We start from the raw sequence: 20,911 nt of genomic DNA, 5'->3' as shown, positions 1-20,911 counted from the left end.
TTCGCAAGAGACCCGTGTTCGATTGCGAGCTTTTTTGTCGCGGCCCCGACGGAATGAGCCGCGGCCGCCTTTCCAGTGGATTTGCCGCGCGGATCGGGGCAGATCGCCGCCATGCGCCTGATCATCGACACCGACACCGCCGGAGACGACGTGTTCTCCCTAATGCTCGCCCTGCGCCGGCCGGGCGTGACCGTCGAGGCGATCACCATCGCCCACGGCAATGTCGGCTTCGCGCAGCACGCCGAGAACGCCCTGGCCACCCTGGAGGCCTGCGAGCGCGGCGGCGAGGTTCCGGTCTATCTGGGCGCCCAGCGGCCGTTCACACGCGCGCCCCTGGACGCGGCCTATGTGTTCGGGGCCGACGGCATGAGCGACAGCCGCTTTCCGCGGGCCGCCCAACGCCCCTCCCCCGGCCACGCGGCCGACGAGATCGTGCGGCGGGTGATGGAGGCTCCGGGGCAGATCACGCTAATCGCGCAGGCCGCGCTGACCAACATCGCCCTGGCCTATCTGCGCGAGCCGCGCATTGCCCAGGCCGTCAAGCACCTATGGATCATGGGTGGCACCGACAACGGGGTCGGCAACGTCACGCCGGCCGCCGAATACAATTTCTATGTCGATCCGGAAGCGGCCAAAATCGTCATCAACGCCGGCTTTCCGACGAGCATCGTCACCTGGACCGAGACGCTGCGAGACGGCTTGCTGAGCCTGGAGCAGCTGGCGGCCCTGGAAGCCCTCGGAACCCCGCGCGCGGCGTTCTTCACCCAGGTCAACCGGACCTCCCTGGCCTTCGCCCGGGAAACCCAAGGCCTGGACGGCAGCCTGCATCCCGACGCCCTGACCTGCGCCGCGGCGCTGAACGAGGCTCTGATCCTGGACTCTGAGATGGCCGTCGTCGACGTCGAGACGATCGGGGAGTTGACGCGCGGCTATCTGAGCGTCTCGCACGCCATCCTGCCCGACATCGAGGTGGCCGATCCCGCCCTGAAACGCCGGCCGCCCAACGCCCGGGTGATCAAGAAGATCGACCAGGCCGGCTTCTACGCGGCGATGCGCGACGCCCTGCTCTAGAAGTTCTGCGGAACCAGGTGCCCGTCCTTCAGGGCGAAGACCCGGTCCATGTAGCGGGCCAGTTCCATGTTGTGGGTGGCGATCAGCGCCGCCACGCCGCGCCGCCGGGCCTGCTCGTACAGCGCCTGGAACACCGCCGCCGAATTGGCCGGGTCGAGGTTGCCGGTCGGCTCGTCGGCCAGCAGCAGCTTGGGGCTGTTGGCCAGGGCGCGGGCGATCGCCACGCGCTGCTGTTCGCCACCCGACATCTGGCCCGGCTGGTGCTCGACGCGCTCGGCCAAGCCAAGTTGCTCAAGCATCACCTTGGCCGCCTCGCGCGCCTCGCCCCGCCCCCTGCCGGCGATCATGGCGGGCATGGCCACGTTGTCGAGCGCGCTGAACTCGGGCAGCAGGTGGTGGAACTGGTAGACGAAGCCGACGGTCGACAGCCGCACCTTGGTGCGCTGGCGCTCGGACAGCTTGGAGCAATCGCGGCCGTCCAGGGCGATGATCCCCGCATTAGGCTTTTCCAGCAGGCCGGCCGCGTGCAGCAGCGACGACTTGCCCGAGCCAGACGGACCGATCAGCCCGACCACCTCGCCGGGATAGACGTCCAGGTCGACGCCGCGCAGCACGTTCAGGGCGCCGGCCTCGGTGACATAGGTGCGCTCGACCCCGCGCAGGGCCAGGACGGGGCTACTCATAGCGAAGGGCCTCGACCGGATCGAGCCGCGAGGCGCGGATGGCGGGCGGCAGGGTGGCCAGGATGCTCATGGCCGTCGAGATGCCGACGATGCCGGCCACCTCGGTCCAGTCGATCTTGGCGGGAATGTGGGCCAGGAAGTAGATGTCGGCGCTGAACACCGCGGTGCCCGTCACCCACTCCACGAAGTTCTGGATGGCGGTGATGTTGGCGCAGAACAGCACGCCCAGCAGCAGGCCGGCCAGGGTGCCCGACAGCCCGATCGAGGCGCCGGCCATGATGAAGATCCGCAGGATCGAGCTCTGGCTGGCGCCCATGGTGCGCAGGATGGCGATGTCGCGACCCTTGTTCTTCACCAGCATGACCAGGGCCGAGATGATGTTCAGAGTGGCGATGGCCACGATGAAGAACAGGATCAGCCGCATCACCTTGCGCTCGACCTGCAGGGCGTTGAAGTAGCTGCTGTTCTTGTCCATCCAGTCCTGGACGAAGGCGCCCGGGCCGCTGGCCTGCTCGATGATCGGCTTGATCGCCTTGGCCTTGTCGGGATCGGCGACCTTGATCTCGACATAGTCGATCGAGGTGTCGCGCCCGAAGAACAGCTGGGCCTGGGGCAGCGCCATATAGACGAAGCTTTCGTCGAACTGGCTCATGCCGACGCTGAAGATGCCGCCGACGGTGTAGTCCTTCTCGCGCGTCGAGGTCCCGAACGCCGTGGCCGGGCCGGACGGCGAGATCAGGGTGATCGCGTCGCCAACCGAGAGGCCCAGGTTACGGGCCATGCGATCGCCGATCAGCACCATGTCGCCGCCGTACTCGCCCTCGCCGAACCCCTCCAGGGAGCCGCGCTTGATGTTGGACGAGATCATCTTCATGCCGCGCAGGTCAGCGGGCGTGACCCCGCGTACGATGGCGCCCGACACCTGGCTGGGGCCGATGACCATGGCCTGGGCCTCGACCATCGGCGCGGCCTGGGTGACGCCACGCACGGCCTTGATGCGCGTGATGACGCCGTCGCGGTCGGGACCGTTCAGCAGCGGGCCCTGGGCGTAGACGTGGCCGTTGAAGCCCAGAAGCCGGCCCAGCAGCTCGGCGCGGAAGCCGTTCATCACGCTCATCACGGTGATCAGGGCGAAGACCGCCAGCATCACCGCCGCGAACGAGATGATGGCGATCAGCGCCACGCCGCCGTTCTTGCGCTTGTTGCGCAGGTAGCGCCAGGCGACCGTGCGCTCCCAGGTTCCGAACGGACCCGCGCCCAGGGCCATCAGGCGGCCTTGCCCGACAGCTGGGCCAGGACCGACTCCAGCGGAGCGCTGTGGCGTTCGCCGGTCTTGCGGTTCTTGAGCTCGACCACGCCCTCGGCCAGGCCCTTGGGGCCGACGACCAGCTGCCAGGGCACGCCGATCAGGTCCATGGTCGCGAACTTGGCGCCGCCGCGGGCGTCGGTGTCGTCGTAAAGCGGGTCACGGCCGGCCGCCTTCAGAGCCTTGTAGGCGGTCTCGCAGGCCTCGTCGCAGGCGGCGTCGCCTTGGCGCATGTTGATGATCCCGACGCCGAACGGCGCGACGGCTTCGGGCCAGATGATGCCGCCCTCGTCGTGGCTGGCCTCGATGATCGCGCCCAGCAGCCGCGAGACGCCGACGCCGTAACTGCCCATCTGCACCGGCACGTCCTTGCCGTCCGGCCCGGTGACCAGGGCCTTCATCGGCTCGGAATACTTGGTCCCGAACGAGAAGATGTGACCCACCTCGATGCCGCGGGCCGACAGGCGTTCGCCCTCGGGGATGGCCTCGAAGGCCGCCTCGTCGTGCATCTCCTCGGTGGCGGCGTAGAGCGCCGTGCGCTGGTTCACCAGCGGCTGCAGGTCGCCGTACCAGTCGACGTCCGGACCGGGCGCGGGCATCTCGACCAGGTCCTTGTGGCAGAACACGGCGCTTTCGCCGGTCTCGGCCAGGACGATGAACTCGTGGGAAAGGTCGCCGCCGATCGGGCCGGTGTCGGCGCGCATCGGCACGGCCTTCAGGCCCATGCGCGAGAACAGGTTCAGATAGGCCACGAACATGCGGTTGTAGGCCTTGCGCGCGCCCTCGGCGTCGAGGTCGAAGCTGTAGGCGTCCTTCATCAGGAATTCGCGGCCGCGCATCACGCCGAAGCGCGGGCGGCGTTCGTCGCGGAACTTCCACTGCACATGGTACAGGTTCTTGGGAAGGTCCTTGTAGCTCTTCACATAGGCCCGGAAGATCTCGGTGATCATTTCCTCGTTGGTGGGCCCGTACAGCAGTTCGCGCTCGTGACGGTCGGTGATGCGCAGCATTTCCGGGCCGTAGGCGTCGTAACGGCCCGACTCGCGCCACAGGTCGGCCAGCTGCAGGGTCGGCATCAGCAGCTCGATAGCCCCGGCCCGGTCCATCTCCTCGCGGACGATCTGCTCGACCTTGTTGAGCACCTTCAGGCCCAGCGGCAACCAGGCGTAGATGCCCGCCGCCTCCTGGCGGATCATGCCCGCGCGCAGCATCAGCTGGTGCGAGACGATCTGGGCGTCGGAGGGGGCTTCTTTCAGGACGGGCAGGAAATAGCGCGACAGGCGCATGGACGAGACGTCTCCGGGGGAATTCGAGGCGTTGAGATAGCCGCTTGGGCCTCAGCTTGGCAACGCGCGCGGCGAAAAGATGGCTCCCGAGCGTTCAGAAACGAAAAGAGGGCCGCGCGGTTTTCGCGCGGCCCTTCAAGTCATCGTCGGGGAAGACGCCACAGAGCAAGGTCGGAAAAGCCGGCCTCGTGAGTCTGACGTTAGGACTCCGAACGGTTGTTCGGGGCGCCCGATTGCGTCTGGCCTGACCACTTGGCGAACTTCGCCCACGAAATGGGCGAACGCCGGCAAATCCATCGCCGCCCGCCCAAGGCTTGGGCGCCATTAATAGGTGGCGGGCAGCGCCGGCAGGTCGATCAGGTGGAAATGGATGGTCAGCAGCAGGCCGGCCATCACCAGGGCCGAGACCCAGGTGGTGGTGAAGAACTTGCGCTTCAGGTTCGGATTGACCGGCGCCCCGGGATCCGCGCCGGGCGGCGGCTCGATGCCCATCTCCTTGAACGTACGGTTGCCCAGCGGCAGCACGGCGAACAGCGTGGTCCACCAGATGGTCAGATAGACGGCGATGCAGGTGACGGGACCCATCAGTGAGCGTCCTTGGGGGTTTCCATGAGCTCGACCAGCATGCCGCCCATGTCTTTCGGGTGAACGAAGATGATCAGCGTACCATGGGCGCCGATCCGAGGCTCGCCCAGCACTGTGGCGCCCTTGGCGACCAGGCTGTCGCGGGCCTCGTAGATGTTCTCCACCTCGAAACAGATGTGATGCTGGCCGCCCTTGGGGTTCTTGGCCAGGAAGCCGTGGATCGGCGAGGCCTCGCCATAGGGTTCGATCAGCTCGATCTGGCTGTTGGGCAGGTTGACGAAACAGACCCACACGCCCTGCTCGGGCATGGCCCATTTGTCAGTGTGCGACGTGGCGCCCAGCAGGTCGCGGTACATCTTCAGCGACTCGTCGATGGAGGGGGTGGCGACGCCGACGTGGTTGAGCTTGCCGATCATCCGTTCCGTGTCCTGCGGGGCGAAGGCGCGAGCGCGCGCCTCTCGTCATTTTTCGAGGATATAGACGACTTCATGGACCCGCGGCGAGGCGTTTCGGCGGCAAGACGCTTCGCCTCCGCGATCAATCCGTTCAGGCCGGCTGGCGAAGCCACCAATAGCGCGCGGGAAACATCTCGACCAGGAACAGCCCGGCGATGAAGCCGCCGACGTGGCATTCCCAGGCGATCATCAGCCCGCCCTCCCCGGACGCCATGCCGAGGCCGAAGCCGATGGCGACCAGCACCAGGTTCATGACGATGAACGACCAGGTCTGCTTGCCGACCTGGCTGGAAAGGATCGGCGTCAGGCCGCCGTCCGGCCTCAGTCGCGCCACAGCGCCCCACAGGCCGCAGATCGCCCCGGAAGCCCCAACGGCCGAGATCTCGCCGTTCCAGTGCAGGACAAGGAACAGCAGCCCGCCCGCCAGACCGCAGATCAGGAAGAAGGCCCAGAACAGCAGAGCGCCCTTCAGGTCGCGCCCCAGGCGCACGGCGATGGCCGGCCCCAGGCTGACCAGGGCGCTGGTGTTCATCACGATGTGCAGCAGCCCGCCATGCAGGAAGATGTGCGTCAGCGGCGTCCACCAGAACCCCTGCCGAAAATACGGCGGGTAGAGGCTGCCCAGGGCCAGCATGGTCTCGTCCCAGCCCCGCATCTTGCCCAGCAGCTGGACGCCGGAGACGATCCAGAGGACCAGCGTCAGCGCGCCCAGCGCCCAGGCCTCGCCGGCCATTAGACGCAGGGTCTGCCGCCAGCGGGGTTCGGGCTCGGGGGCAATCGGCTGGACTATTCCCGCCGACGGAGGGATCTCGTCCACGAGGCGTTAAATCCGCAGGACCGTGGTCTCGACCACGGGCTTGCGTTCCCAGATGCGGAAGGCGGCCTTCTTCACGGCGCGGGAGATCGCGCTTTCGATGGCCTCGTCGATCTCGCGCTGGTCGCCCTCCAGGCGCTTGAAGGCGCTCTCGGCCTCCTCGGCCAGATCGTCCAGCGCGTCGTCCAGCGGATACTCGGCGTCGCCGGCCAGGCCCAGGCCGCGGACCTGCGGGCCCGAGACGATCTTGTTGCGACCGTCCAGCACGACCGAGACGGCCAGCATGCCGTTGAACGCCGCGTGGCGCCGCTCGCGCAGGGCCTCGCCGTTCTCAGGCGTCACCACCCCGCCGTCGACATAGAGACGGCCCGACGGGACCTCGTCGATGATCGACGGATGCCCGGGGGCCAGCAGCACCATGTCGCCGTTGCGCGGGCTGACCGCGTGCGGCACCTGCAGGTCCTTGGCGAAGGCGGCGTGCTCGATCAGGTGGCGGCGCTCGCCGTGGGTGGGCACGGCGATGGTCGGCCGGGCCCACTGATACATCTGCTTGAGCTCGTCGCGGCACGGGTGGCCGCTCACGTGGATCCCGGGGGTGTCGCGCTCGGTGTGCAGGCGCACCCCGCGGTCGGCCAGCTTGTTCTGCAGGTTGCGGATCGGGATCTCGTTGCCGGGGATGACTCGCGAGCTGAAAATCACATGGTCGCCCTGAGAGAGCTTGACGTGCGGGTGGGTGCCCTCGGCGATCCGGGCCAGGGCCGCGCGCGGCTCGCCCTGGCTGCCGGTGCACAGGAACAGCACTTGGTTCTCGGGCAGATACTTGGCCTGGTCGTCGGTGATGAAGGGCTCGAGCCCTTCCAACAGACCGACGTGGCGGGCGGCGGCGGCCATGCGGTGCATCGAGCGGCCGGCCAGGCAGACCTTGCGCCCGGCGGCCTGGGCGGCGCGGATCACGGTGTCCATCCGGGCCACGTTCGAGGCGAAGCAGGCCACGGCGATCTTGCCCGTCAGGCCGCCGATCAGCTTGTTCATCGCCTCGCGCACGCCGGCTTCCGAGCCGGCCTCACCATCGACGAAGACGTTGGTGCTGTCGCAGACCATGGCCAGCACGCCCTCGTCGCCCAGCTTGCGGATGGCCTCGATGTCGGTGGGGCCGCCCAGCTGGGGATCGGGGTCGATCTTCCAGTCGCCGGTGTGCAGGATCGTACCCAGCGGGGTCTTGATCGCCAAGCCGTTCGGCTCGGGGATCGAGTGGGTCAGAGTGACCATTTCCAGGTGGAACGGGCCCAGGTCGAAGCTGCCGCTGAGCGGGATCTCGGTGATCTCCACCTCGCCCAGCAGGCCGGCGTCGCGCAGCTTCTCGCGCAGCAGGAAGGCGGTGAACGGCGTGGCGAACACCGGCGCCTTCAAGCGCGGCCACAGCCAGTGCACGGCGCCCAGGTGGTCTTCGTGGGCGTGGGTCAGGACGATGCCGAGGATGTCGTCGGCATAGGCCTCGATGAATTCGGGATCGGGCAGGATGATTTCGACGCCCGGCGTCGTCTGGTCGCCGAAGGTCACGCCCAGATCGACGACGATCCACTTGCGGTCGTCGGCCGGGCCGAAGCCGTAGAGATTGAAGTTCATGCCGATCTCGTTCGACCCGCCCAATGGCAGGAAGACGAGCTCGTCTTGGGGAGAAGGCTTGTCGGTATATTTGGTCATTACGTCTCTAGATGGGTGTTACGGCGATGAATTTCGAGGAGACCGCGGATGGTCAGATCTGAATCGAAGTGGTCGATGCTGCCGGTGGCGCCCTCGAACAGCGAGGCGACGCCGCCGGTGGCGACCACGGTCATCGGTTCGGCGCGTTCGGCCTTGATGCGGGCCACCAGGCCTTCGATCAGTGAGATATAGCCCCAGAATACGCCTGACTGCATGGCGCTGACGGTGTCGGTTCCGACCACGCGGTTGCCGGCCGGGCGCTGGATGGCGATGCGCGGCAGCTTGGCGGCCGCCTCGTGCAGGGCCTGCATGGACAGGTTGATGCCGGGCGCGATGATCCCCCCCTCGAACGCCCCGTCGGCGCCGACGATGTCGAAGGTGGTGGCGGTGCCGCTGTCGATGACGATCAGCGGGCCCGGGTAGACCATGTGCGCGCCCACGGCGTTGACCAGGCGGTCGGCCCCGGCCTCGGACGGCTTGTCGATCCGCACCTCGACGCCCAGCCGGGCGTTCTCGCCGATCACCAGCGGCTCGACGCCGAAATAGCGCCGCGACAGGTTGCGCAGGTTGAAGATCGACTGCGGCACAACGCTGGAGATGATCACCGAGTCGATGGCGCGGAAGCCCAGTCCTTGCATAGACAGCAGTTGCGACAGCCAGACCACGTATTCGTCGGCCGTACGGGTGCTCTCGGTGGCCGCGCGCCACTGGGCGATCCATGTCTCGCCGTCGTGGATGGCGAACATGGTGTTGGTGTTGCCCTGTTCGATGGCCAGCAGCATCAGGAGGCCTCTCCGAAGAAGACGTCGCCGGCGGTGATCCGCCGCAAACGGCCGTCAGCGAGACGAAGACGCAGCGCGCCGTCGGCGTCCAGGCCTTCCGCGATCCCCTCGAGAGTTTCCAGCCCCAGCCGGGCGACGCATGGCTGGCCCAGGCCGTGGGCGCGGGCGGTCCAGGCGTCGGCGATGGCCGGGAAGCCCAACCGCAGCCAGACGTCTTCCCAGCGCGCGAAGGCGGCCGCCAGCACCTTGATCGCCTCCACCGGAGCCGGCGGCGTGACCAGGTAGGTCGTCAGGGCTGTGGCGGGGCGTTCGCTGTCGATCGGCTTGCGGGCCAGGTTCACGCCCACCCCAACGGCGATCCACAGGCCGCCGGCCGGCCGGGTCCCGGATTCCACCAGCACGCCGCTGACCTTCAGCCCGCCCAGCAGTGGATCGTTGGGCCATTTCAGGCTGACGAGATCCGGCGACACATAGGCGCCCAGCAGGTCCGCCACGGCCAGGGCGGCGACGAACGTCACCTGGGCGGCCTCGGCCGGCGGCTTGTCGGTCGTGAACAACAGCGTGGCGGCCAGGTTGCCGACCCCGGTCTCCCAGGCGCGACCGCGTCGGCCCCGGCCGGCGGTCTGACGCAGGCCCAAGATCCAGACCGGGCCCGCCTCCCCCGCTTCCGCGCGGCGACGGGCCTCGGCGTTGGTCGAGTCGATCTCGTCCAGGACGACGACGGGCGGGACTTCGAAGGTCGAGGTCGGGCCCGTCACGTCACGCGTGGCCAAAGGCCGCCGCGGCGGCCCTGGCTGCGGGATCGAGCCAGATCAGGGCGACCAGCACGATCGGGAACGAGAAGGCCGCGGCCACGAAGCCGACCGCGCGGGCGATGGGTTGCGGCTTGTCGACCGCGCCTTCGGGGGCGTCGAACCACATCGTCTTGATCAGGCGCAGATAGTAGAACGCCGCGACCACGCTGCCGACCAGGCCCAGAACAGCCGCCCATTGCAGCAGCACGTCGCCCGAGCCCATCGCCGCGCCGAAGACGTAGAACTTGGCCCAGAAGCCCGAGAACGGCGGAATGCCCAGGGCCGACAGCGAAAAGGCGGTCATGGCCACGGCGACGCCGGGACGGTGCTTCACCAGCCCAGCCATGTCCTCGATGGTCTCCATCGGCTTGCCGTCGCGCGACAGGGCCTGGAGGCAGGCGAAGAAGCCGGTGACGTCGACCATGTACAGGGTCATGAACAGCAGCATCGAATGCAGGCCGGTCTCGCCGCCGGTCGCCACGCCCAGCAGGGCGTAGCCGACATTGGCGATCGAGCTGTAGGCCCACAGGCGCTTGAGGTTGTTCTGCGCCAGGCCGGCGAAGGCGCCGACGAAGACCGAAGCCAGGGCGGTGATGACCAGGATCTGGCGCCACTGGGCCACCGAGTCCGGGAAGGCGTCGCCCAGCACGCGGGCGAACATCATCATGGCGGCCAGCTTGGGGGCGGCGGCGAAGAAGCCGACGACCGGGGTCGGGGCGCCTTCATAGACGTCCGGCGTCCACATGTGGAATGGCGCGGCCGAGACCTTGAACGCCAGGCCGCAGAGCAGGAACACCAGGCCGAACAGCAAGCCCATGCCGTGGTTCGCATGCGCCGCGGCGGCGATGTCCTCGAAGCGGGTCGAACCGGCGAATCCGTAGATCAGCGAGGCGCCGTACAGCAGCAGACCCGACGACAGCGCGCCCAGCACGAAGTACTTCAGGCCCGCTTCCGACGACTTGGCGTCGTCGCGGCGGAAGGCGGCCAGGACGTACAGCGCCAGCGACTGCAGCTCGACACCGACATAGAGGCTGATCAGGTCGCCGGCCGAAGCGGTGACGCCCATGCCCAGCGCCGAGAGGATCACCAGCACGGCGTATTCGAACTTCTGGTCGCCGCGCGCGGCCAGCCAGCGGTCGCCCAGCACGATGGCCAGGGCGCTGAAGCCGTAGATCGCCACCTTGGCGTAGGTGGCGGCCGCATCGGCGGCATAGACGCCGTTGAAGGCGTGGCCATGCGGCCCGACCACGGCGGCCACGGCCGCGCCCAGCAGGGCCAGGACGGCCGCGCCGGTGAACAGCGGGGTGACCTTGCCGTGGAACGCGCCCCAGACCAGCAGCACCAGGGCCGAGGCCCCGAGGATGACTTCGGGAAGAACGAGGGAGAAGTTGGCGGCGAACGTCATGGGGTCCCTCACCCGCCCACGGCGGCGCGCCAGGCGCCGACGAGCCCGTCGACGGACGACGCGGTCAGGTTGAACACAAGATTGGGATAAACGCCGAGCACCAGGGTGCCGATGATCAGCGGGGCGAAGATCAGGATCTCGCGCTTGTCGAGGTCGGTGATGGTCTTGAGCTCGGGATTGACGATCTCGCCAAACATCACGCGCCGGTACAGGTTCAGCGCGTAGACGGCCGACAGGATCACGCCCGTGGTGGCCACCAGCGCCGTCCAGGTCGAGGCCTTGTAGGTCCCGGTCATGGTCAGGATTTCGCCGACGAAGCCCGAGGTGCCCGGCAGGCCGACATTGCCCATGGTGAACAGCATGAACACCGCCGCGTACCAGGGCATGCGGTTGGTGAGCCCGCCGTAGAAGGCGATCTCGCGGGTGTGCATGCGGTCATAGACCACGCCGACGCAGAGGAAGAGCGCGCCCGAGATCAGGCCGTGGCTCAGCATCTGGAAGATCGCGCCCTGCTCGCCCTGGGCGTTGCCCGAGAAGATGCCCATGGTCACGAAACCCATGTGGGCGACCGACGAATAGGCGATCAGCTTCTTGATGTCGGTCTGACGGAAGGCGACCAGCGAGGTGTAGACGATGGCGATGGCCGACATCGCGAACACCAGGGGCTGGAACAGCTCCGAAGCGTTGGGGAACATCGGCAGGCTGAAACGCAGGAAGCCGTAGCCCCCCATCTTCAGCAGGATGCCCGCCAGGATCACCGAGCCGGCCGTGGGCGCCTCGACGTGGGCGTCGGGCAACCAGGTGTGGACCGGCCACATCGGCATCTTGACCGCGAAGCTGGCGAAGAAGGCCAGCCACAGCCAGGTCTGCAGCCACGGGGCGAACTTGAAGGTCATCAGCGCCGGGATCGACGAGGTGTGGGCGATGGCGATCATCGACAGGATGGCCGCCAGCATCAGCACCGAGCCGAGCAGCGTGTAGAGGAAGAACTTGTAGGCCGCGTAGACCCGGCGCTTGCCGCCCCAGATGCCGATGATCAGGAACATCGGAACCAGGCCGCCCTCGAAGAAGAGGTAGAACAGGATCAGGTCCAGGGCGCAGAACACACCGACCACCAGGGTCTCGAGCACCAGGAAGCAGATCAGGTATTCGACCACCCGCTTATCGACCGACTTCCAGCCGGCGATGATGCAGATCGGCAGCAGGAAGGTGGTCAGCAGCACGAACAGGATCGAGATGCCGTCCACGCCCATGCGGTAGTGCAAGCCCGCGAACCAGCTGAAGTCTTCCACGAACTGGAAGCCGGGGTTCTTGGCGTCGAACTGGGCGACCAGCACGACCGACAGGGCGAAGGTGACCAGGGTGGTCGCCAGGGCGATCCACTTGGCCAGGGTGTCCGTCCTGGCGTTGTCGCCGTGCAGGGCGCGCGCGCCCAGCAGCAGGACCACGCCGACGAGCGGGGCGAAGGTGGTGAGGCTAAGCAGGCCGGTCATCGATCCGTCCTCAACGGAATGCGTAAAGGGCGAACGTCAGCAGGCCGGCGACGCCGAGCAGCATGACGAAAGCGTAGTGGTACAGGTAGCCGGACTGCAGCTTGCCGGTCCGGCGGCCGACTTCGTAGCTGACGGCGCTGACGCCGTCGGGGCCGAGGCCGTCGATCAGCTTCTGGTCGCCGCCCTTCCAGAACAGGTCGCCGAGGAACTTGGCCGCGCGCACGAAGGTCGCTTGGTACAGCTCATCGAAGAACCACTTGTTGTAGAAGAACACGTACAGTGGGCCGTTGCGGGCGGCCAGCGCGGCGCCGAGGCGCTCGTTGCCCTTGATCAGATAGACCCAGACGGCGATCGCCAGACCCAGGATCGAGGCGATCAGCGGGCTCCACTTCACCCACTCCTTCACCTCATGCGCCTCATGCAGCACGTGGTTGGTCGGGGCGTTGAAGATCGCGCCGCGCCAGAACTCCTGCTGGTGGTGACCGACGAAGAAGTCGGTGAACACGATCCCGGCGAAGATCGCGCCGATCGACAGCACGATCAACGGGAACAGCATCACGAACGGGCTTTCATGCGGCTTGTGGTCATGGCCGTGGCCGTGATCGTCATGCGCGTCGGGAAGCGGTTCGTCGTGGGTTTCGGCGTGGGCGTGAGCGTCATGGCCATGCGCGTCATGGGCGTGATGGTCGTCGTGACCCCAGCGGGCCTTGCCGTTGAAGGTGAAGAACGCCAGGCGCCAGGAGTAGAACGAGGTCAGGCCAGCCACCAGCACGCCGATCACCCACGCGAACATGGCGATGCCGTTGTGCGTGCCCGCGGCGTAAGCCGCCTCGATGATGGTGTCCTTCGAGTAGAAGCCGGCGAAGCCCAGGTGCAGCGGCGGCAGGCCCAGACCCGTAATGGCGATCGTGCCGATGGTCATGGCGATGAAGGTCACCGGCAGCAGCTTGGCCAGGGCCCCGTACTTCCGCATGTCCTGCTCGTGGTGCATGCCGTGGATCACCGAACCGGCGCCCAGGAACAGCAGCGCCTTGAAGAAGGCGTGGGTGAACAGGTGGAACATCGCCGCCTGGTAGGCGCCAACGCCGGCCGCGAAGAACATGTAGCCCAGCTGCGAACAGGTCGAGTAGGCGATGACCCGCTTGATGTCGTTCTGGGTCAGGCCGACCGTGGCCGCGAACAGAGCCGTGATCGCGCCGATCACCGTGACGATGTTCTTGGCGACGGGCGCGTATTCGAACATCGGCGACAGCAGGCACAGCATGTAGACGCCGGCCGTGACCATGGTCGCCGCGTGAATCAGGGCCGAGACCGGGGTCGGGCCCTCCATGGCGTCCGGCAGCCAGGTGTGCAGGAAGAACTGCGCCGACTTGCCCATGGCGCCGATGAACAGCAGGAAGCAGGCGATGTCGACCAGCGGGAAGGTGTGGCCCGCGAACTGCCAGGTGCGCGCAGCGCCGGCGGCGATCTGCGGGAAGATCTCGTGGAACTGGATCGAACCGAACGCCCAGTAGGTGGTCATGATGCCCAGGGCGAAACCGAAGTCCCCGACCCGGTTGACCACGAAGGCCTTGATGGCCGCGGCGCTGGCGGTCGACTTCTTGAACCAGAAGCCGATCAGCAGGTACGAGGCCAGGCCCACCCCTTCCCAGCCGAAGAACAGCTGCATGAAGTCGGCGGCGGTGACCAGGGCCAGCATGGCGAAGGTGAACAGCGACAGGTAGGCGAAGAACCGCGGCTTGCTGTCGTCCTCGGCCATGTAACCCCAGGAATAGATGTGCACGAGGGCCGAGACTGTCGTCACCACGATCAGCATCACGCTCGACAGGGCGTCGATGCGGACGGACCAGTTGGAGACGAAGCTGCCCACGTGGATGAAGGGCAGCAGGTTGACCGTGAAGGCCTCCATGTGCCCCCAGGTCCACTGGCTGAACGTGTACCAGCCCAGGGCGCAGCTGAGGATGAGCGCGCCGGTGGTGACCGCCTGCGAGGCGACATTGCCGATGCGACGGCCGAACAGGCCGGCGATGATCGCGGCGACCAGCGGCGCGAGGACGAGGATGGTGACGAGAGTCTGCACTGCGATCAGCCCTTCATCACGCTGGCGTCGTCGACGGCGATGTCGCCGCGGTTACGGAAGAACGTCACCAGGATGGCCAGGCCGACGGCCGCTTCGGCCGCGGCGACGGTCAGCACGAACATGGCGAAGATCTGCCCGGCCACGTCGTGCAGGAAGACCGAGAAGGCCACCAGGTTGATGTTCACCGCCAGCAGGATCAGCTCGATCGACATCAGGATGACGATGATGTTCTTGCGGTTCACGAAGATGCCGAAGACGCCGATCGTGAACAGGATGGCGGCGACGACGAGATAGTGCGACAGGCCGATCATTCGCTGATCCCCTCGCCCGGCTTGATCTGCACGATTTCCATTCCGGTCTTTGGCGTACGGGCGATCTGCTTGCCGATGTCCTGGCGCTTGACGCCCGGCTTGTGGCGCAGGGTCAGGACGATGGCGCCGATCATGGCGACCAGCAGCACCAGGCCCGCCAGTTGGAAGAAGAAGATGTAGTCGGTGTAGAGCACCCGGCCGATCGCCTCGGTGTTCGGCACGCCGACTGGCGAAGCCATCGGGAGGGCGTTCTTGCCGGCCGCGCCGTTCGTGGCCACCGTCGCGGCGACGAAGATCATCTCCAGCGTCAGGATCCCGCCGACCAGCCCGCCGATCGGCAGGTACTGGGCGAAGCCCTGCCGCAGTTCGGCGAAGTCGACGTCCAGCATCATCACGACGAACAGGAACAGCACCGCGACCGCGCCGACATAGACGACGATCAGCAGCATGGCCAGGAACTCCGCGCCCATCAGGACGAAGAGGCCGGCGGCCGAGAAGAAGGCGGTGATCAGGAAGAGCACCGAGTGCACGGGGTTCTTGGCCGAGACGACGAGAAGACCCGCCACCACGGTCGCTACCGCGAGCAAATAGAAAGCTATCGCCGGCAAGGCCATCGGCCCAGGTGCTCCCTCAAAAACCACAAAACAACGACGGGTCGGGGGACCGGTCGCCTAACCCTCGGAATCGCGCCCCGTCCTTTAGCGGTAGGGCGCGTCCAACTCCAGATTCTTCGCGATCAGCCGTTCCCAACGGTCACCGTTGTCGAGCAGCTTTTCCTTGTCGTAGTAGAGTTCTTCGCGCGTCTCGACGGCGAACTCGATGTTCGGCCCTTCGACGATGGCGTCCACCGGGCAGGCCTCCTGGCACAGGCCGCAATAGATGCACTTGACCATGTCGATGTCGTAGCGGGTCGTGCGGCGGCTGCCGTCGTCGCGCGGCTCGGCCTCGATGGTGATGGCCTGGGCCGGGCAGATGGCCTCGCACAGCTTGCAGGCGATGCAGCGCTCCTCGCCCGACGGATAGCGGCGCAGGGCGTGCTCGCCGCGGAAGCGGGGCGACTGGGGCCCGCGCTCGTTCGGATAGATCACGGTCTTCTTGGGCGCGAGCATGTACTTCATGCCCAGGCCGAAGGCGCCCGCGAAGTCGAGCAGGGCCACGCCCTTGACCGCCTGTGTGATGCGCTGGAACACCAGAGCTCTCCTAACACTTCTCTTTTGGGAAAGGACGCACGTCCCTGCCCGCTTCGATCTGTTCCCGGCGGATGGCCTGCCGGATCACGCATTCCTTGGTCTTGGCGTCCGCCTGTTGGCGCGCCTCGACCTGTTCATCCAGGGACCTGGTCCGCGGCGGCGGGAGGCCGCGCGGAGGATCCCAGGCGACGCAGCCGGACAGGGCGATCATCGCGATCAATCCGGTCCAGCGCGCCTTCCGCGTCATTTTCCGCCCTTCGGAATGACGCAGCTGTAGTTCGCCAGCTGGGTGGGGTCGCCCCCGTCCTGCTTGGCCTCGATCTTGCCGCCGTCGGCGGCGCATTTCTCGCTGTCCCGGCGCAGCTGGTCGTAGCTGGCCGTGCCGCGCCCCAGCGAGTAGGACGCCTTGGTCGGGGCGACGCCGTCGGTCGCACAACCGGCCAAGGCCAGGGCGAGACCGGCGAACGCCAGATATGTCGTCCTGGCGATCACCCCTGCAGTCCGAACACGCGCCAGGCCGAGACCAGCATCACCAGCACCAGCGACATCGGCAGGAACACCTTCCAGCCCAGGCGCATCAGCTGGTCGTAGCGGTAGCGAGGCACGATGGCCTTGGCCATGGCGATCATGAAGAACCAGAAGACGATCTTGGCGAAGAACACCACGGCCAGGAACAGGTTGGCCCAGAAGGTCGGCCAGGCGTCCAGGAAGCCGGTCGGGAAGCCAGGATTCCAGCCGCCGAAGAACAGGACGCTGATCATCGCGCACATCAGGACGATGTTCGAATATTCGGCGACCATGAACAGCAGGTACGGGGTCGAGCTGTACTCGACCTGATAGCCGGCCACGAGTTCGGATTCAGCTTCGGGCAGGTCGAACGGCGGGCGGTTGGTCTCGGCCAGGGCCGAGATGAAGAACATGCCCATGGCGATCACCATCACCGGCAGCAGGATGATGTTCTTCAGGCCAGCGCCGCCGAACACGTTCCAGTTCCAGATCCAGCCGCCTTGCTGCGAGACGATCGAGGTCAGGTTCATGGTGCCGGCCAGCAGGATCACCGTGATGATGATCAGGCCGATCGACACTTCGTACGACACCATCTGCGCGGCCGAGCGCAGCGCGCCCAGGAACGGATACTTCGAGTTCGAAGCCCAGCCGCCCATGATGATCCCGTAGACGCCCAGCGAACTCATCGCCAGCAGGTACAGGATGCCGACATTGAGGTTGGAGACGACCCAGCCCGGCGCGAACGGCACGACGGCCCAGCCGACGAAGGCCAGGACCAGACTCAGCAGCGGGGCCAGCAGGAAGATCACCTTGTCGGCGCCGGCCGGGATGATGATCTCCTTCAGCACGAACTTGAAGAAGTCGGCGAAGGACTGCAGCAGGCCGAACGGACCCACCACGTTGGGGCCCTTGCGCATCTGCACGCCGGCCCAGATCTTGCGGTCGGCCAGCAGCAGGAAGGCCAGGCTCAGAAGCACCCAGATCACGACCAGCAGGATCCCGCCGGTGGTCAGCAGGGTCCAGGTCACCGCGGGGTTCGAGAAGAATGCGCTCACCGGCCTACTCCGCCGCGATCTTGGCGGCGCCGGAAACCGTGGCCGCGCATTCGGCCATGGTCACGCTGGCGCGCGCGATGGGGTTGGTCAGGTGGAAGGCCTTGATCGGGCTTTCCAACGGCGCGTCGGACAACTCGCCCTCGCCGCCCAGGCCGGACAGGTCGAACACGGTCGGGATCGAGCCCGGCGCGAAGTCGATCTGGCCGAAGGTCGGATGGTCGGCGAACAGCTTGGCGCGCAGCTGGTCCAGGCTGTCATAGGGCAGCTTGGCGCCCAGGTGCTCGGACAGGGCCCGCAGGATCGACCAGTCTTCCTTGGCCTCGCCCTTGGGGAACACCGCCCGTTCGCCCATCTGGACGCGGCCTTCGGTGTTCACATAGAGGCCGTTCTTCTCGGTATAGGCCGCGCCCGGCAGGATGACGTCGGCCTTGTGGGCGCCAGCGTCGCCGTGGGTGCCCAGATAGACCTTGAAGGCGTCCGAGGCGGCGGTTTCGCACTCGTCGGCGCCCAGCAGGAACAGCACGTCCAGAGCGCCCGGCTTGAGCATGTCGGCGGTCGACAGCCCGCCCTCGCCCGGCGTGAAGCCCAGGTCCAGGCCGGCGACGCGGGCGGCGGCGGTGTGCAGCACGTTCCAGCCGTTCCAGCCGTCGCGAACCACCTTGAAGGTCTTGGCCACGGCGGCGGCGGCCTTCAGCACGGCGGCGCCGTCGGCGCGGCTGAGCGCGCCCTGGCCGATGACGATCGCCGGACGTTCGGCGTTCTTCAGGGCGGTGACGAAGTCGCTCTTGCTCTTGGCCAAGCCGGCTAGGGTCTTGGTCCCGGCGCCGAGATAGTCGTAGTCGAAGGTCAGGTCCGCCTGCTGGCCGATCACCCCGAAGCGGGTCTTGCCGGCGATCCACTGCTTGCGGAAGCGGGCGTTCAGGACCGGGGCCTCAAGGCGCGGATTGGCGCCGACGAACAGCACCACATCGGCGTTCTCGATCCCGGCGATCGTCGAGTTGAACAGCCAGCTTTCGCGCGGACCATCGCCCAGGGCCGAGCCGTCCTGGCGAGCGTCGAGGTTCTTCACGCCCAGGGCGGTGAACAGGTCCTTGGTCGCCTTCAGGCTCTCGGCGTCCTGCAGGTCGCCGGCGATCACGCCAACGCGCTCAGGCTTGGCGGCCTTGATCCTGGCGGCGACGGCGGCGAAGGCCTGGGCCCACGACGCCGGCTGCAGCTTGCCGTCGACTCGGACGTACGGACGGTCCAGGCGCTGGCGCTGCAGGCCGTCCACGGCGTAGCGCGTCTTGTCGCTGATCCACTCCTCGTTGACGTCGTCGTTGACGCGCGGCAGCACGCGGAGCACCGCATTGCCGCGGGCGTCGACGCGGATCGACGAGCCCAGGGCGTCCATGACGTCGATGCTCTCGGTCTTCTTCAGCTCCCAAGGCCGCGCCTCGAAGGCGTAGGGCTTGGAGGTCAGGGCGCCGACCGGGCACAGGTCGATGACGTTGGCGCTGAGCTCCGACGTCACCGCCGCGCCCAGATAGGTCGTGATTTCAACGTCTTCGCCGCGCGAGATCAGGCCGATCTCCGGCGAGCCGGCGACTTCGGTGATGAAGCGGACGCAGCGCGTGCACTGGATGCAGCGCGTCATCACGGTCTTGATCAGCGGCCCCATGGCCTTTTCTTCGACCGCGCGCTTGTTCTCTTCGTAGCGGCTGTCGTCGCGGCCATAGCCCATGGCCTGGTCCTGCAGGTCGCACTCGCCGCCCTGGTCGCAGATCGGGCAATCCAGCGGGTGGTTGATGAGCAGGAACTCCATCACCCCTTCGCGGGCCTTCTTGACCATCGGGGTCTTGGTGAAGATCTCCTGGCCCTCGGCGGCCGGCAGGGCGCACGACGCCTGCGGCTTGGGCGGACCGGGCTTCACCTCGACCAGGCACATGCGGCAGTTGCCGGCGATGCTCAGACGCTCGTGATAGCAGAAGCGCGGGATCTCTTCCCCGGCCAGTTCCGCCACCTGCAGAACCGTCATGCCGGGCTCGAACTCGACCTCGACGCCGTTGACCTTGGCGATTGCCATAATCGTTACTCCGCCGCGATCAGCTTGGCGCCCTGCACGTGCAGGCGACCGCTACGATAGGATGCGATCCGCTCCTCCACCTCGTGGCGGAAGTGGCGGAACAGGCCCTGGATCGGCCAGGCGGCCGCGTCGCCCAGGGCGCAGATGGTGTGACCCTCGACCTGGGTCGTGACGTCCAGCAGGGTGTCGATCTCCTTCGGATCCGCCTCGCCGGTCGCCATGCGCTCCATGACCCGCCACATCCAGCCGGTGCCTTCGCGGCAGGGCGTGCACTGGCCGCAGCTCTCGTGCTTGTAGAAGTACGACAGGCGGGCGATGGCGCGGACCAGGTCAGTGGACTTGTCCATGACGATGACCGCCGCGGTGCCCAGGCCCGAGCGCAGATTGCGCAGGGCGTCGAAGTCCATCGGCAGGTCTTCGCACTGCTCGGCCGGGATCATCGGCACGGACGAGCCGCCCGGGATGACCGCCTTCAGATTGCCCCAGCCGCCCCGGATGCCGCCGCAGTGGTCTTCCATCAGCTGACGGAAGGGGATGCTCATCGCCTCTTCGACGTTGCAGGGCAGGTTCACGTGGCCCGAGACGCAGAACAGCTTGGTGCCGGCGTTGTTCGGACGGCCAAAGCCCGCGAACCAGGCCGCGCCGCGACGCAGGATCGTGCCGGCGACGGCGATGCTCTCGACGTTGTTGACCGTGGTCGGCATGCCGTAGAGGCCCGCGCCAGCCGGGAACGGCGGCTTCAGGCGCGGCTGGCCCTTCTTGCCTTCCAGGCTCTCCAGCAGGGCCGTCTCTTCGCCGCAGATATAGGCGCCGGCGCCATGGTGGACGTAGAGGTCGAAGTCCCAGCCGTGGATGTTGTCCTTGCCAATCAGCTTGGCCTCGTAGGCCTGCTTGATGGCGGCTTCCAGCACCTCGCGCTCGCGGACGTATTCGCCACGGATGTAGATGTAGCAGGCGTGGGCCAGCATGGCGCGCGAGGCGATCAGGCAACCTTCGATCAGGAGGTGCGGGTCATGCCGCATGATCTCCCGGTCCTTGCAGGTGCCCGGCTCGGATTCGTCGGCGTTGACGACAAGGTAGTGAGGACGGCCGTCCTTCACTTCCTTGGGCATGAACGACCACTTCAGGCCGGTGCCGAAGCCCGCCCCGCCCCGGCCGCGCAGGCCGGAGTTCTTCATGTTGTCGATGATCCAGTCGCGCCCGGCGTCCAGGATGTCCTTGGTGCCATTCCAGCAGCCGCGCTTCTTCGCGCCCTCGAGACCCCAGTCGTGGAGGCCGTAGAGGTTCGTGAAGATGCGGTCCTTGTCTTCGAGGATACCGACCAT

Annotated in this window: 21 protein-coding genes; 1 reads left to right on the top strand and 20 read right to left on the bottom strand. The window is 67.0% G+C overall.

Annotation, left to right across the window (positions count from 1 at the left end):
• Nucleotides 1-111: 111 nt before the first annotated feature.
• A complete protein-coding gene (locus EV278_RS03055; RefSeq protein WP_132086547.1) occupies nucleotides 112-1,071 on the top strand; it encodes a nucleoside hydrolase in 960 nt (319 codons plus the stop codon).
• Here the strand turns inward: EV278_RS03055 and EV278_RS03050 are convergent.
• The 20 genes from EV278_RS03050 to nuoF form a co-directional block, all read right to left on the bottom strand.
• Nucleotides 1,068-1,754, bottom strand: a complete 687-nt coding sequence (locus EV278_RS03050) for an ABC transporter ATP-binding protein (RefSeq protein ID WP_132086545.1) — start codon at nucleotides 1,752-1,754, stop codon at nucleotides 1,068-1,070. The genes EV278_RS03055 and EV278_RS03050 overlap by 4 nt on opposite strands.
• Nucleotides 1,747-3,021: a lipoprotein-releasing ABC transporter permease subunit gene (locus EV278_RS03045; RefSeq protein WP_132086543.1), complete on the bottom strand. Its 1,275-nt coding sequence runs from the start codon at nucleotides 3,019-3,021 to the stop codon at nucleotides 1,747-1,749. Before EV278_RS03045 ends, EV278_RS03050 begins: the two co-directional genes overlap by 8 nt.
• Nucleotides 3,021-4,346, bottom strand: a complete 1,326-nt coding sequence (gene proS, locus EV278_RS03040; protein ID WP_132086541.1) for a proline--tRNA ligase — start codon at nucleotides 4,344-4,346, stop codon at nucleotides 3,021-3,023. The genes EV278_RS03045 and proS overlap by 1 nt, the downstream gene beginning before the upstream one ends.
• 324 nt (nucleotides 4,347-4,670) lie before the next feature.
• Complete coding sequence (locus EV278_RS03035; protein WP_028037620.1) at nucleotides 4,671-4,931, bottom strand: DUF1467 family protein; 261 nt, start codon at nucleotides 4,929-4,931, stop codon at nucleotides 4,671-4,673.
• The gene (mce, locus tag EV278_RS03030; RefSeq protein ID WP_035075054.1) at nucleotides 4,931-5,347 is read right to left on the bottom strand and encodes a methylmalonyl-CoA epimerase; all 417 of its coding nucleotides are present in this window, start codon (nucleotides 5,345-5,347) and stop codon (nucleotides 4,931-4,933) included. Before mce ends, EV278_RS03035 begins: the two co-directional genes overlap by 1 nt.
• Before the next feature lie 130 nt (nucleotides 5,348-5,477).
• A complete protein-coding gene (locus EV278_RS03025; protein ID WP_132086539.1) occupies nucleotides 5,478-6,203 on the bottom strand; it encodes a rhomboid family intramembrane serine protease in 726 nt (241 codons plus the stop codon).
• 6 nt (nucleotides 6,204-6,209) lie between these two features.
• Nucleotides 6,210-7,904 (bottom strand): ribonuclease J, encoded by a 1,695-nt coding sequence (locus tag EV278_RS03020; protein ID WP_132086537.1) that lies wholly within the window; start codon nucleotides 7,902-7,904, stop codon nucleotides 6,210-6,212.
• Nucleotides 7,904-8,689: a type III pantothenate kinase gene (locus EV278_RS03015; protein ID WP_132086535.1), complete on the bottom strand. Its 786-nt coding sequence runs from the start codon at nucleotides 8,687-8,689 to the stop codon at nucleotides 7,904-7,906. Before EV278_RS03015 ends, EV278_RS03020 begins: the two co-directional genes overlap by 1 nt.
• Nucleotides 8,686-9,444 (bottom strand): biotin--[acetyl-CoA-carboxylase] ligase, encoded by a 759-nt coding sequence (locus EV278_RS03010; protein WP_132086533.1) that lies wholly within the window; start codon nucleotides 9,442-9,444, stop codon nucleotides 8,686-8,688. Before EV278_RS03010 ends, EV278_RS03015 begins: the two co-directional genes overlap by 4 nt.
• A gap of 1 nt (nucleotide 9,445) precedes the next feature.
• Nucleotides 9,446-10,885, bottom strand: coding sequence for an NADH-quinone oxidoreductase subunit NuoN (nuoN, locus tag EV278_RS03005; protein WP_132086531.1), 1,440 nt, complete (start codon nucleotides 10,883-10,885; stop codon nucleotides 9,446-9,448).
• Between the two features lie 8 nt (nucleotides 10,886-10,893).
• Nucleotides 10,894-12,378: an NADH-quinone oxidoreductase subunit M gene (locus EV278_RS03000; RefSeq protein WP_132086529.1), complete on the bottom strand. Its 1,485-nt coding sequence runs from the start codon at nucleotides 12,376-12,378 to the stop codon at nucleotides 10,894-10,896.
• 10 nt (nucleotides 12,379-12,388) lie between these two features.
• Nucleotides 12,389-14,458, bottom strand: a complete 2,070-nt coding sequence (gene nuoL / locus EV278_RS02995; RefSeq protein ID WP_132086527.1) for an NADH-quinone oxidoreductase subunit L — start codon at nucleotides 14,456-14,458, stop codon at nucleotides 12,389-12,391.
• Nucleotides 14,459-14,463: 5 nt separating this feature from the next.
• A complete protein-coding gene (nuoK, locus tag EV278_RS02990; RefSeq protein WP_132086525.1) occupies nucleotides 14,464-14,769 on the bottom strand; it encodes an NADH-quinone oxidoreductase subunit NuoK in 306 nt (101 codons plus the stop codon).
• Nucleotides 14,766-15,383, bottom strand: a complete 618-nt coding sequence (locus EV278_RS02985) for an NADH-quinone oxidoreductase subunit J (protein WP_132086523.1) — start codon at nucleotides 15,381-15,383, stop codon at nucleotides 14,766-14,768. The genes nuoK and EV278_RS02985 overlap by 4 nt, the downstream gene beginning before the upstream one ends.
• Before the next feature lie 84 nt (nucleotides 15,384-15,467).
• Nucleotides 15,468-15,959: an NADH-quinone oxidoreductase subunit NuoI gene (gene nuoI / locus EV278_RS02980; protein WP_019847591.1), complete on the bottom strand. Its 492-nt coding sequence runs from the start codon at nucleotides 15,957-15,959 to the stop codon at nucleotides 15,468-15,470.
• A 10-nt stretch (nucleotides 15,960-15,969) separates the two neighbouring features.
• Complete coding sequence (locus EV278_RS02975; protein ID WP_243692056.1) at nucleotides 15,970-16,206, bottom strand: hypothetical protein; 237 nt, start codon at nucleotides 16,204-16,206, stop codon at nucleotides 15,970-15,972.
• On the bottom strand, nucleotides 16,203-16,451 hold the full coding sequence (locus EV278_RS02970; RefSeq protein ID WP_132086521.1) for a hypothetical protein: 249 nt from the start codon (nucleotides 16,449-16,451) through the stop codon (nucleotides 16,203-16,205). Before EV278_RS02970 ends, EV278_RS02975 begins: the two co-directional genes overlap by 4 nt.
• A complete protein-coding gene (gene nuoH / locus EV278_RS02965) occupies nucleotides 16,448-17,521 on the bottom strand; it encodes an NADH-quinone oxidoreductase subunit NuoH (protein WP_132086519.1) in 1,074 nt (357 codons plus the stop codon). Before nuoH ends, EV278_RS02970 begins: the two co-directional genes overlap by 4 nt.
• A gap of 4 nt (nucleotides 17,522-17,525) precedes the next feature.
• Nucleotides 17,526-19,586 carry an NADH-quinone oxidoreductase subunit NuoG gene (nuoG, locus tag EV278_RS02960; RefSeq protein WP_132086517.1) on the bottom strand — a complete coding sequence of 687 codons (2,061 nt, stop codon included), beginning with the start codon at nucleotides 19,584-19,586 and terminating at the stop codon, nucleotides 17,526-17,528.
• Between the two features lie 5 nt (nucleotides 19,587-19,591).
• On the bottom strand, nucleotides 19,592-20,911 hold the full coding sequence (gene nuoF, locus EV278_RS02955) for an NADH-quinone oxidoreductase subunit NuoF (protein ID WP_132086515.1): 1,320 nt from the start codon (nucleotides 20,909-20,911) through the stop codon (nucleotides 19,592-19,594).

The organism is Caulobacter sp. BK020 (genome assembly GCF_004342605.1).
Taxonomy (GTDB): Bacteria; Pseudomonadota; Alphaproteobacteria; order Caulobacterales; family Caulobacteraceae; genus Caulobacter.
This window is presented reverse-complemented; position numbering and strand designations above follow the sequence as displayed.

Excerpts from the sequence above, each read along its gene's own strand:
- EV278_RS03035 (WP_028037620.1), bottom strand. The coding sequence starts at position 4,931 with ATGGGTCCCGTCACCTGCATCGCCGTCTATCTGACCATCTGGTGGACC.
- EV278_RS03050 (WP_132086545.1), bottom strand. The coding sequence starts at position 1,754 with ATGAGTAGCCCCGTCCTGGCCCTGCGCGGGGTCGAGCGCACCTATGTC.
- EV278_RS02975 (WP_243692056.1), bottom strand. The coding sequence starts at position 16,206 with ATGACGCGGAAGGCGCGCTGGACCGGATTGATCGCGATGATCGCCCTG.
- EV278_RS03000 (WP_132086529.1), bottom strand. The coding sequence starts at position 12,378 with ATGACCGGCCTGCTTAGCCTCACCACCTTCGCCCCGCTCGTCGGCGTG.
- EV278_RS03020 (WP_132086537.1), bottom strand. The coding sequence starts at position 7,904 with ATGACCAAATATACCGACAAGCCTTCTCCCCAAGACGAGCTCGTCTTC.
- mce (WP_035075054.1), bottom strand. The coding sequence starts at position 5,347 with ATGATCGGCAAGCTCAACCACGTCGGCGTCGCCACCCCCTCCATCGAC.
- EV278_RS03045 (WP_132086543.1), bottom strand. The coding sequence starts at position 3,021 with ATGGCCCTGGGCGCGGGTCCGTTCGGAACCTGGGAGCGCACGGTCGCC.
- nuoG (WP_132086517.1), bottom strand. The coding sequence starts at position 19,586 with ATGGCAATCGCCAAGGTCAACGGCGTCGAGGTCGAGTTCGAGCCCGGC.
- EV278_RS03055 (WP_132086547.1), top strand. The coding sequence starts at position 112 with ATGCGCCTGATCATCGACACCGACACCGCCGGAGACGACGTGTTCTCC.
- EV278_RS02985 (WP_132086523.1), bottom strand. The coding sequence starts at position 15,383 with ATGGCCTTGCCGGCGATAGCTTTCTATTTGCTCGCGGTAGCGACCGTG.
- nuoF (WP_132086515.1), bottom strand. The coding sequence starts at position 20,911 with ATGGTCGGTATCCTCGAAGACAAGGACCGCATCTTCACGAACCTCTAC.
- nuoN (WP_132086531.1), bottom strand. The coding sequence starts at position 10,885 with ATGACGTTCGCCGCCAACTTCTCCCTCGTTCTTCCCGAAGTCATCCTC.
- nuoK (WP_132086525.1), bottom strand. The coding sequence starts at position 14,769 with ATGATCGGCCTGTCGCACTATCTCGTCGTCGCCGCCATCCTGTTCACG.
- proS (WP_132086541.1), bottom strand. The coding sequence starts at position 4,346 with ATGCGCCTGTCGCGCTATTTCCTGCCCGTCCTGAAAGAAGCCCCCTCC.